Source organism: Polynucleobacter sp. MWH-Aus1W21 (assembly GCF_018687275.1).
Lineage (GTDB): Bacteria > Pseudomonadota > Gammaproteobacteria > Burkholderiales > Burkholderiaceae > Polynucleobacter.
On sequence record NZ_CP061287.1, the window covers coordinates 1,135,463 to 1,147,021 of the forward strand.

The window sequence follows — 11,559 nt, forward strand, 5'->3', positions numbered from 1 at the left end:
AGGGTCTATGGTACATCTTGCTAGGCAAGGTGCAGCCAATGCAATCGTCTATCCAGCCTACCTTTTACTCACCAGAGCATCATTAAATATTTTTGTGCGCCTGAGTTGGTTGCTTTAATTTATTAGCCGACTGCAAGGGATCCCCGTATTTGAAGCTATCGGGCTAACTCATAAAAAAACCACCCTAAGGTGGTTTGCGGAATTTGGCGGAAGAGGTGAGATTCGAACTCACGGAGGACTTTCATCCTCGCCAGTTTTCAAGACTGGTGCATTCAACCGCTCTGCCACTCTTCCTTTGATTTGACTTCTTGTGAATCAAGGTTGATTCAAGCCCTAGATTATAGAGAACTTTTGATTTGCCCCTCCAAATACTGGGCAATGGCTAGGCTTGAGGTTAATCCAGGGGACTCAAAGCCATATAGATTAAAGAGTCCTTCTAGACCATGCTCCTTTGGGGTGTCGAAGCAAAAGTCCCCTGCAGGTGCGTTAGGAGGGACAATTTTTGCCCTCACGCCTGAATAATCCGGCTGCAGACTGTTGTCTTTTAGACCAGGCCAATACTTTCTGACTGCTTCGTAGAAGCCCTCGCCCCGCTTTGGATTTACTGTGTACTCAATTTGATTTTCTTCATCGATTTCTAGCCATTCCACATCAGGTCCAAATTTGGCTTGGCCACCCATATCTAGAGTCAGATGCACTCCTAATCCACCTGGTTCTGGAATTGGGTAGATTAAATGTTTGAATGGTGATTTTCCAGATAGAGAAAAGTAATTGCCTTTAGCAAAATACGCTTTTGGAATTGTTTCCTGAGTTAATCCTTCAATCTTTTTTGCAATCGCTGGAGCGCTCATACCCGCACAATTGATCAGAAGCTTCGTTTGGATCTTCATGCCATCTGCGCCGCCGATTTGTAATTCGAATCCATCTTGGGCATTTGCCCCTATTGGTTTAGCGCTGATCAATGGCGATTGATAGGCAATCATACCGCCAGCATCCTCAAAGCCGCCAAGCAAGGACAACATCAATCCATGACTATCAACAATACCGGTTGATGCCGAGAGAACTGCAGCAGCGCAATCGAGCTCAGGCTCCATTACTTTAGCCTGCTCAGCAGCAATCATTTTGATATCTGGAACTTGATTTTGCTGTGCCTTGTATAGGATTGCCTGCAAATCATCCAACTGAGACTCATCGCTGGCGACGATCAATTTTCCGTACTGCTGAGTGACAACATGATGTGTGCGGCAATACTCATAGAGCATGCGATTACCTTGAACACACAATTTAGCCTTCAAAGAATCCTTGGGGTAATAAATACCTGCATGAATGACCTCACTGTTGCGGGCGCTACTGATCGTGCCAAAAGCACTTTCACGCTCGAGCAAAATCGTTTCGCGGCCTTGTAGCGCCATTTCTCTGGCAACAGCTAGACCAATAACTCCAGCCCCAATAACAACACAGTCAACCCGGTCCATTTAACCGATCCTGCATCTAATTTTGCTTATATTCATGGTGAAATCGTAACATTTTCAGTGGTTTAAGGTGATTTTGGGATTTTTTAGGGTTAGTTATTGATAAAATTCATAGATGTCCTTAAAACCCGCTGATAAGAACCCTCAACACCTCCATCAAAGCAACGGCATCGTTTTAGATAGCGCCTACCAAGGAATTGATGAGGCTGGTTGGCTTTCCCTCTTTCAGCAAGCCAAAAATGCTCACTTAAAGCAATTTATTGCTGACTTGTTTGGCGGCAAACATATCAACAACTCTGAGAATCGCCCAGCACTACATTCAGCACTTCGTAATCTTGATAAATCACCAGTTATAGTGGACGGCAAAGATGTCATGCCAGATGTTGCAGAGGTTTGGCACCGAATAGAAGCTTTATGCAACAAATGGGTCGGCGTGACTGATGTCATTCATATCGGCATTGGCGGCTCAGATTTTGGCCCTCGCTTAGCAATCGAAGCTTTGGCTCATATTCCTGATATTGAGAGCCGTGGGATGCGTATGCATTTCTTGGCCAATATTGATACCGCAGAATTAGCACGCATACAACAGCGTGCATTGCCACACAGCACTCGCGTCATTATTGTTTCCAAGTCATTTACTACTTTAGAAACCACTAAAAATGCTAAAGCTATAGTACGTTGGCTTAAAGATAGCGGACGCACCGAGAGTCAAATAAATAATACCCTCTTTGCGGTGACAGCAAATGTGCCTGCTGCGAAAGAATTCGGGGTTAAAGAAGAGAATATTTTCCCTTTCTGGGATTGGGTTGGTGGACGCTATTCCGTCTGGTCTGCTGTAGGTCTGCCAATTGCGTTGCAGTATGGCTTTGACACATTTAAAGAATTTTTATCTGGTGCGCAAGCGATTGACCAGCACTATCAATCTGCACCGCTAGAAGAAAACCTGCCAGTCATCATGGCGCTGACCCTGCTCTATCAGCAACAAAAACATCACATCAAATCCTTTGCAGTTATTCCGTATGCCGACGCTTTAGATTGGTTTCCGAAGTGGTTGCAGCAATTGGATATGGAAAGCAATGGCAAGAGTGTTGATCGCGATGGCAAGCCTGTTAAATATTCTTGTCCAGTTGTATTTGGCAGCTCAGGCAGCAATGCACAGCACTCTTACTTCCAGCTCCTGCATCAGGGTACTGAAGTTATTCCAATTGACTTCATTGCGATTCGTGAGCCGATGAGTCATTTGCCCGAAGCCAAAGAGCATCATCGTATTTTGCTATCGAATTGCTTAGCACAAGCCCAGGCCTTGGCTAATGGCAAGAAAACAGATAACCCCAACAACACCTACCCAGGAAAACGGCCTAGCAATTTACTGATTCTGCCTAAGCTAAACGCCTTTTATCTTGGCGCACTGTTGGCTTTATATGAGAGCCGCACAACAACACTGGGCGCTTTGTGGAATATCAATAGCTTTGATCAACCTGGCGTGGAATTAGGTAAGGTATTGGCAAAGCCTATTGAGGCAGCCCTCAAGGAGGGTAATCCAGTTCAGGCCAATGGCAATATCGATGCCATCACAGCGGCGCGCATCAATCTATTTAATCATTAATCTTTTTATTATTTATTCCTTTAATCACCAACCCTAATTGGCGTTGATTTTTCAGCTGAAAGATTTACATGCAACTGTCACCTTCTATTTTTAAAGCTTATGACATTCGCGGGATCATTGATGAGACGTTAGATCCATCTATAGCTAAACTCATTGGCCAAGCTTTTGGTACAGAAATGCGTGAGCTTGGCGAAACCGATATCGTGATCGGTCGCGATGGCCGTCTATCTGGCCCAAGCCTGATTGAAGCGTTGACTGAAGGCCTACTCTCTACTGGCATTAATGTGATTGATCTGGGTATGGTGGCTACGCCGATGGTGTATTTTGCGGCTAATCACACGATTGATGGCAAAAAGCCGAAGTCCGGCATCATGATTACGGGTAGCCATAACCCACCGAATTACAACGGCTTCAAAATGGTTTTGGGTACAGCGGCTATTTATGGCGAGCAGATCCAAGCATTGCGCAAACGCATTGAAGCCAAGCAGTTTGCAACTGGCCAAGGCTCACGCAGCACATTTGATATTTTCCCGATGTACATCAAGTTCATTGTTGGCGATGTGAAACTAGCTCGTCCAATGAAGATTGCAGTGGATTGCGGTAATGGTGTTGGCGGTGCTTTTGCAGGCCAGCTCTTCAGAGCCTTGGGCTGTGAAGTACAAGAACTCTTTTGTGAGGTCGATGGTCACTTCCCCAATCACCACCCCGATCCTGCGCATATTGAAAATCTGCAAGATCTCATGAAGAACTTGCAGACTACCGATAATGAATTAGGCCTCGCCTTTGATGGTGATGCTGATCGACTTGGTGTGGTCACCAAAGATGGCCAAGTCATTTTCCCGGACCGTCAAATGATGTTGTTTGCCAAGGATGTCCTCAGCAGAAATCCAGGCGGCCAGATTATTTATGACGTTAAATGCACCCGCAATCTCGCAACCTATGTGAAGCAGTATGGTGGCGAGCCTTTGATGTGGAAAACAGGCCACTCTTTAGTAAAAGCCAAGCTTAAAGAAACTGGCGCTCCACTTGCTGGCGAGATGAGTGGCCACATCTTCTTTAAAGACCGTTGGTTTGGATTTGATGATGGCCTCTATACCGGTGCACGTTTATTGGAGATTCTAAGCAAAGAAAAAGATCCTAATAAAACGCTCAATGACCTGCCAAATGCCATCTGTACCCCAGAATTGCAACTCACTTGCGCTGAAGGTGAACCATTTGCGATTCTGGAAAAGATCAAAGCCAATGCGAAGTTCCCTACTTCGGAGCAAATCAATACGATTGATGGCGTACGCGTTGAATATGCGGATGGCTTTGGTTTAGCCCGTCCATCCAACACCACTCCAGTAGTTGTGATGCGCTTTGAGGCGGATAGTGAAGAAGCTATTAAACGCATTCAGGCAGAATTTAGGACTGCATTGCTAACAGCTAAACCGGATGCGAAGTTGCCTTTTTAATTATTAGATGTATTTGACTGTACTAAGTTAGGGTCGCTACCGCAAGGAGCGGCCCTATTAGCTTGAACATAGTTTGATGCGTTTTCCATGCGCTCGCCATTGCCAGGGTGAGTAGAAAGAAAAGTAATCGCAGCGCCCTCGCCTAAGCTATTCATCTTGGCAGCAAAGCGATAACTACCGCATGCTGAATACCCGGCCTGCTCCGCCCATCGCATTCCTTGAAAGTCAGCCGCACGCTCATCGTTGCGACTCCAAGTTAAGCCAGCACCTTTAGCCGCATTGCCCACAATTAAGCCGCTAAAGGGAATGAAATAACTTGCGACCATTCCCAGCGCTTGACTAGCGGCATCAATCGCTGCATCGCGATTTTTAGCGTAGTCAGGCTGCGTATGACCGAGCTGGTGATGGGCCAACTCATGACCCATGACTGAAGCTAGGACATCTGGATCGCCGCCAAATTGGTTAATAAATCCCGTTGTAAAGATGATGTATCTCTGATTGCCTTGCAAATCAGCATAAGCATTAATATCGCTAGAATCAGCTAAGCCAACCGTAAATTGGAATGGCACTACCTTCTGCATATTCTGGCGAACAGTGGCGAGATTTTTTTCAGATGAACTTGCTGACTTAGAGGTGCTAGCGCTTCGCCACCAAACATCGTTGGGGACTTGTACATTTAGGGGTTTTTTATTTGCAGTTGAACAGGCAAAAAGTAAGGCGCTCAGGAAGAATGCTACCGCTTTACACACACCGCACTTCATTATCAAAGTAAAACTATATATTTAGGGTTGTGCATAATCGACTCTCCAACAAAGGCATTATTAATGACGTGCAACAGGGGGCGCCAAAGATATCATAGCTTTTGATACCCTGTTTAATCTGCTATTTTCGGCCGCCTTTGCCCAATGGGATGCCACTACAAGCGACAGAACGGATAGCGAAAGAAGATGTTTTTTCACCCCCAAATTTTATGCGAAATTACCTCGAAATAAGAGTTTGAGAGAAAACTGAGCAGACAGGTTAAGATTTCGTATGAATTCAACTGTCAGCACCCCAATTGCCTTTGATTACCCACAGCAAAATGCTGCTGGAGCAACATGCACTGCCCAAGCCTGGGCTAAGACACCCCCTCAACTGCACGGCGATGAAAAAGCAGCTGTCATTGCTCACATTAAAAAGCTCTTAGTTGAAAAAGACGCCACCTTAGTTGCCCACTATTACGTAGATAGTGACATTCAAGACTTGGCCATAGAAACTGGTGGTTATGTTGCAGACTCTCTAGAAATGGCTCGGTTTGGCAAGAATCACCCTGCCAAGAACTTAGTAGTAGCGGGCGTGCGCTTTATGGGTGAATCCGCCAAGATTCTGAGCCCTGAAAAGCGCGTGTTCATGCCAGACTTGGATGCAACCTGCTCTCTGGATCTAGGTTGTGATGCCGCTGACTTTGCTAAATTTCGGGCTTTGCATCCTGATCGTGTCGTGGTTGTTTATGCCAATACAAGTGCTGCCGTCAAAGCACAGGCCGACTGGATGGTAACGAGCTCCTGCGCTTTGGCCATCGTTCACCAACTGAAGTTAGAGGGTAAAAAGATTCTCTGGGCACCTGATCGTCACCTAGGTCGCTATATACAAGATCAAACTGGTGCAGATATGCTCCTCTGGAATGGCGCATGCATTGTTCATGATGAATTTAAGGCGGTGGAGCTCGAAATGCTCAAAGCAGCCCACCCAAATGCCATGATTTTGGTTCACCCTGAATCGCCACAAGCAGTAGTTGACCTGGCAGACGTCGTAGGCTCGACCTCAGCCATGATTAAGGCGGTAGTAGAAGGCACTGCTAGCGAATATATTGTTGCAACGGATAACGGCATATTGCATCGCATGCGTCAACTAGCTCCCCATAAGAAACTGATTGAAGCTCCTACCGCTGGTAATAGTGCAACTTGTAAGAGCTGCGCTCACTGTCCCTGGATGGCTATGAATGGTTTGCAAGGCATCTTAGACTGTCTCGAGAATGCCTCTAGTGAAATCTTCATTGAAGAGCAAATTCGTGTTGAAGCTTTAGGTTGTATTGAGCGCATGCTCGATTTCACGAAGAATCACCCTGACCTGTTGGCTAAGGCGCAGCATGGTTTTGTGAAGAATATTGGCGCAGCTTAATTGAGTTACTTATTTGAGATTGAATTTACATGTTTGAGTACAACGAGTCTTTAGAGCAAGCCCGCCAACGCAACATTCATGACGCACTTATGGAGGATATCGGAACTGGTGACTGGACTGCCAAACTCGTTCCAAGCAAACCTGTTCATGCGCAGTTAATCGTTCGTCAAGAAGCCGTTTTGTGTGGTGTTGACTGGTTTGAGGGAACACTCAAGAAGCTCGATCCCAATGCGAAAGTTACTTGGCATTACCTAGAGAGCGATTTAATGAGGCCCGACACCAAGGTTTGCGATATTGAGGCCGACTCTCAGGCCCTACTCTCTGCTGAGCGTACCTGTATTAATTTTTTACAAACCCTTTCTTGGACGGCCAGCATTACCCGTCAACACGTTGATGCGATTGCTGGTGCCAGCCCCAATCCCAGTGGCTGTGCCGCTTTAGATACTCGTAAGACAATTCCAGGATTACGCCAGGCTCAAAAATATGCAGTACTCGTTGGTGGCGGTAAGAATCAACGTTTAGCACTCTGGCATGGAATCCTTATTAAAGAGAATCACATTGCTGCAGCTGGTAGCGTGACTGCAGCTCTTAAGAATGCTCAAGCACTTAATGCAGGCGTAGATATTCAGATTGAAGTAGAAAACTTTACTGAACTCGAAGAAGCTTTGGCTGCAGGCGCAAAGAGTATCTTGATTGACAACTTCAATACCGATCAAATGAAGCAAGCGGTTGCAATCACCGCCGGACGGGCTTTATTAGAGGCCTCTGGTGGCATCAACCTAGATCAAATGCGTGCCATTGCTAGCACTGGCGTAGACCGCATCTCTCTTGGCAAGTTAACAAAGGATGTGAATGCAGTTGATTTTTCGATGAGGATCTTGAGCTAAATTACTTAGCTTCACCTACCCTTATAAATGACCTGCTTCTCTAGGGCATTGCGAATAAATTCAATATTGTTTCTGAGGCTATAGCAATCAGCAGTGGCTAGCTTGGCAGCTTTAGAGCTAAGGACCCTACGCTCCATCTCGTTAAGGACCTCAATGTATTCGCCACGACGATTTGGATCGAATGTCTTAATTGTGTTTTGCTCAAATTTATCCAGCTCTTTATATATTGAATTAATTTGTTTCTTGGCCAAATTCGTTCTATAGCTTGGGATCGATTTAATGATCGGATAAGCAAAAGCAGCAAAAGGCAATAAAAGAAAAAACATGCGCTCCAAAAACTCTGCCAACCAAAATGGCAAATACTTCATCAAGGTCGGAGTACCCTTTTCATAGAAAAATTTTGCCTCATTGCTTAGTGGAGCCTCGCTATTCAAATAGACGGGGAACTGACCGGCTTTTGAAAAATATGATTTTGCACCATTGATTTCAGTTGCAGCCTCTAGAAATAGGACCTGAATCGCCGGATGCAAACGATCATCAATCAAGAGATTCGTCGTAGTGGAAATGAGCTGAATGGGATGGTTTGGATTATTTTTTCCGAGGTCAAAGCCGCCCATAGGCACTGTTAACTCTTCAAAATATGGCAATAAACGGGTATAGGCATCAGCTCGGCTAAACGTAACCAAACGAATATTAGGATTACTAATCAGTCTTTGTACGTTAGGCGATTCATAGCCGTCAACTAAAAATACGGCGTCGATTTTGCCCTGCTCAATGGCATTAACAGCATCGGCATTACTCATGCTCGATAAATTAGAGGCATTAGGGTTTAGGTGATTTTGCATCAGAATGCATACAGCTTGAGCATGGGTACCGCTTCCAATTGCGCCAATATTGATTCTAAGCTTAGCAATATCTCGGTCCGAAACATGCGCACTTTCATTGAATGTATTTTTACGGTAAAAAATCCATAGGGGCTCATAGTCAATGCTACCTAAGGATTGAACACCCGATAGATTGTCTACGCTTATCATGCCACCTTGCACAAAAGCCGCCTGTATAGGGTCTTTGCGATCGATTAGATGATGTAGATTTTCTTTGGAGCCATTAGTCTCTACCAGCTTGAGCTCAATGCCTTTTCTTTCAAAATAGGCTTTATATTTTTCGCCCAAGATTTTGTAGGATCCGCCTGTACCTGTAGCCATCAATACTTTATTGGGTGGCGCAGGTTTAGCAAACCAAATAAGAATACTGAGTGCAATAAGCAATAAAAAGATCAGCGGCCATACCTCTTTAATGAAGCTTAGGCCATTCTTAATTTCATCTGCAGCAGTTTGATATACCGCAGAGATATGTTCGTAGATATCCTCTTTAAAGCTGGCCATGAAATTCCTCTTAAGATTGGGCTAGCTTATCACCAAACAATGCTGTTTTATAGAGTTTGGTAAAGGTTTTAAGGGGCTGAATCGCCCTCTGCGCCTTCTACCTGTGGGGTGAGAATGGTTGGGTATGAGACGGCCCAAGTGCCCGGATAGTCGCGACTGTAATGGAGGCCGCGGCTTTCGCGGCGCATCAAGGCTGAACGCACAATGAGTTCTGCACACTCTAGAAGATTGCGCAGCTCAATTAAGTCACGCGTCACCTTAAAGTTCGCGTAATACTCTTGTACCTCATAACGAAGTAACTTTATACGATGTAGCGCCCTCTCTAGACGTCGATTTGTTCTCACAATGCCGACATAGTTCCACATCAATGAGCGCAATTCGTCCCAGTTATGAGCAATCACTACCTGCTCGTCAGCATCCTCAACTTGGCTCTCATCCCATAGAGGCAAGTTCGGCATTGCTGGAGTCTTCAGGTTAGAGATGTCTTCTGCGGCAGCTTTGCCAATAACAACGCATTCCAACAAGGAGTTGCTTGCTAAACGATTAGCACCATGTAAGCCGGTGTACGTTGCTTCTCCTACTGCATAGAGTCCTGGTAAATCAGTGCGACCCTTAAGATCAGTCACTACGCCACCACAGGTGTAATGTGCCGCGGGAACCACTGGAATTGGCTCTTTGGTGATATCCAAACCAAGACTTAAGCAGCGCGCATAAATCATCGGAAAATGTTCTTTTATGAATACCTCACCTAAGTGGGTTGCATCTAGATGAACGTAATCTAGACCGTGCTTCTTCATTTCAAAGTCAATCGCACGGGCAACAATATCTCTTGGCGCCAGCTCGTCACGCTCATCATGATCCGGCATGAAACGGGTGCCATCAGGCAACTTTAATAAACCGCCCTCACCGCGCATCGCTTCTGTAATCAAGAAAGTGCGATCACTCGGGTGATACAAGCATGTCGGATGAAATTGAATAAATTCCATATTGCCTACGCGACAGCCTGCGCGCCAGGCCATAGCAATACCGTCACCAGTGGCAGTATCAGGATTGCTGGTGTAGCGATAGACCTTGCCTACACCGCCTGTAGCCAACACAACTGACTTTGCTTCAATGGTTTCTACTCGATTATTTTTAATGTCGAGTGCGTAAACACCATAACAACGATTGGGCTTGCTACGCTGTGTCTTAGCATCCAGTTGTCGATTGGTAATGAGATCAAGCGCAATCCAATGCTCCAAGATCTGAATATTTTTGTGTGCCTTAGCTTTATCCAAAAGTACTTCATGAATGGCTTTACCAGTAGCATCGGCAGCATGCGCAATGCGACGGTGACTATGGCCACCTTCGCGAGTTAAATGTAAGCCCATTGGGCCAGATTCATCGGTTGTGAATGGGACTCCCTGCTCTACTAACCAACGAATGGCTTCAACACTCTCTTCCGCGATATATCGTGCAGTCGATTCAACCACGAGACCTGCGCCGGCATCTAAGGTATCGGCTACGTGCGAATCAATGCTGTCATGCTCTTTATCAACAACCCCAACAATCCCACCTTGGGCCCAAGCCGTTGCCGCTTCGCCTAAACCACGCTTTGCCATCAGGATCACTGGCTGAGACTCGGCCATATGCAATGCGACGGTTAAACCTGCTAACCCAGCCCCAATAATGAGGACAGGTAGCTCTGCCTTATCGCTGGTGTTTGAGGAGGGTTTTGAACTGGCCATGGAGGTCTTATTCTAACTGGCATTAGAAAAATGGGTCACGCTTGAATTCCTGAATTACGTGGCGCAAAAGGAGGCGTCTCATCTAACCTAGTCTCAGAAAGAGACATTAAACAGTTAGCCACAAAAGTAGGTGGAAGATCAGGATTATCTATGCAAGCGCGCTCTAATCTAACCAAGAATTGCGTTTGATCTTCTTCTGAATAACCTTGCTCCGAGGCCATGGTCCTCACATATATACATAAATTACTCTCTAACATAGTGCAGCAGACATCTACGCAATAGAAAGCAAAGACTTTGCCTTAGCTTTTACTTCGCCGAGGATCACCGAGCTCACTTTATTTTTGTATTTTGCTTTTCTTATTTTCCAATCCAAGGACTTAACCTGATCAGATAAGATTGCAGATTCAATCCCATCTATTTCAACCAACACCTCAAAGGGATAACCTTTAATCTGGGTTGTTAATGGGCAGCAAATCATAAGATTAGTTTTTTTATTATAGATCTCTGGCGTCAATACGACAGCAGGTCGACGACCCGCTTGCTCTCTTCCGGCCTGAGGATCAAACTCCAGCCATACAACATCACCAGCATCCGGCACATAAGCTCTCACCATTAAAGAAGCTCTTTACCCACAGGACCGCCAAAGTCTGCTTCGCTATGTAGATTCTTAGCGGTAATACCAGCCAACAATTCTTCGAGTGGATACTCCTGCTTGACCATAGGCTCAATCACGATACGACCTTTTTGAACTTTTACAGAGACCAGTTGATCAATATTCAATTGGGCAGACTTCATTACCGCAGCATTTAAACGTAAAGCCGGGCTGTTACCCCATTTCTTAATGATTGTTTGCATATAAGCCCCTTTC

At 45.5% G+C, this 11,559-nt stretch carries 11 protein-coding genes and 1 tRNA gene; 4 read left to right on the plus strand and 8 right to left on the minus strand.

The window, feature by feature from the left end; all coding sequences use genetic code 11:
- Positions 1–204: 204 nt before the first annotated feature.
- Both ICW03_RS05875 and ICW03_RS05880 read right to left on the minus strand, forming a co-directional pair.
- Positions 205–294: transfer RNA gene (locus ICW03_RS05875), tRNA-Ser, on the minus strand.
- A gap of 44 nt (positions 295–338) precedes the next feature.
- Positions 339–1,475 carry an NAD(P)/FAD-dependent oxidoreductase gene (locus ICW03_RS05880; RefSeq protein ID WP_215346557.1) on the minus strand — a complete coding sequence of 379 codons (1,137 nt, stop codon included), beginning with the start codon at positions 1,473–1,475 and terminating at the stop codon, positions 339–341.
- Between the two features lie 112 nt (positions 1,476–1,587).
- Between ICW03_RS05880 and pgi the strand changes: the two genes are divergently transcribed.
- Positions 1,588–3,078, plus strand: coding sequence for a glucose-6-phosphate isomerase (gene pgi / locus ICW03_RS05885; protein WP_215346558.1), 1,491 nt, complete (start codon positions 1,588–1,590; stop codon positions 3,076–3,078).
- A gap of 68 nt (positions 3,079–3,146) precedes the next feature.
- The gene (locus ICW03_RS05890; RefSeq protein ID WP_215346559.1) at positions 3,147–4,532 is read left to right on the plus strand and encodes a phosphomannomutase/phosphoglucomutase; all 1,386 of its coding nucleotides are present in this window, start codon (positions 3,147–3,149) and stop codon (positions 4,530–4,532) included.
- Here the strand turns inward: ICW03_RS05890 and ICW03_RS05895 are convergent.
- Positions 4,529–5,281: a M48 family metallopeptidase gene (locus ICW03_RS05895; protein WP_215346560.1), complete on the minus strand. Its 753-nt coding sequence runs from the start codon at positions 5,279–5,281 to the stop codon at positions 4,529–4,531. The two genes, ICW03_RS05890 and ICW03_RS05895, sit on opposite strands and share 4 nt — an antisense overlap.
- 283 nt (positions 5,282–5,564) lie before the next feature.
- Between ICW03_RS05895 and nadA the strand changes: the two genes are divergently transcribed.
- Together nadA and nadC are read left to right on the plus strand one after the other, a co-directional pair.
- Positions 5,565–6,692: a quinolinate synthase NadA gene (nadA, locus tag ICW03_RS05900; protein WP_215346561.1), complete on the plus strand. Its 1,128-nt coding sequence runs from the start codon at positions 5,565–5,567 to the stop codon at positions 6,690–6,692.
- Between the two features lie 29 nt (positions 6,693–6,721).
- Complete coding sequence (gene nadC, locus ICW03_RS05905; protein WP_215346562.1) at positions 6,722–7,579, plus strand: carboxylating nicotinate-nucleotide diphosphorylase; 858 nt, start codon at positions 6,722–6,724, stop codon at positions 7,577–7,579.
- Between the two features lie 11 nt (positions 7,580–7,590).
- Here the strand turns inward: nadC and ICW03_RS05910 are convergent, their stop codons facing one another.
- The 5 genes from ICW03_RS05910 to ICW03_RS05930 all read right to left on the minus strand — a co-directional run bounded on the left by ICW03_RS05910 (position 7,591) and on the right by ICW03_RS05930 (position 11,546).
- Positions 7,591–8,964 (minus strand): TAXI family TRAP transporter solute-binding subunit, encoded by a 1,374-nt coding sequence (locus tag ICW03_RS05910; protein ID WP_215346563.1) that lies wholly within the window; start codon positions 8,962–8,964, stop codon positions 7,591–7,593.
- Positions 8,965–9,032: 68 nt separating this feature from the next.
- On the minus strand, positions 9,033–10,691 hold the full coding sequence (gene nadB / locus ICW03_RS05915; protein ID WP_215346564.1) for an L-aspartate oxidase: 1,659 nt from the start codon (positions 10,689–10,691) through the stop codon (positions 9,033–9,035).
- Between the two features lie 35 nt (positions 10,692–10,726).
- Positions 10,727–10,912: a hypothetical protein gene (locus ICW03_RS05920; RefSeq protein WP_215346565.1), complete on the minus strand. Its 186-nt coding sequence runs from the start codon at positions 10,910–10,912 to the stop codon at positions 10,727–10,729.
- Positions 10,913–10,962: 50 nt separating this feature from the next.
- Entirely contained in the window at positions 10,963–11,304 is a 342-nt protein-coding gene (gene mazF / locus ICW03_RS05925) for an endoribonuclease MazF (protein WP_215346566.1), read from the minus strand.
- Complete coding sequence (locus ICW03_RS05930; protein ID WP_215346567.1) at positions 11,304–11,546, minus strand: PbsX family transcriptional regulator; 243 nt, start codon at positions 11,544–11,546, stop codon at positions 11,304–11,306. Before ICW03_RS05930 ends, mazF begins: the two co-directional genes overlap by 1 nt.
- Between the last annotated feature and the right edge of the window lie 13 nt (positions 11,547–11,559).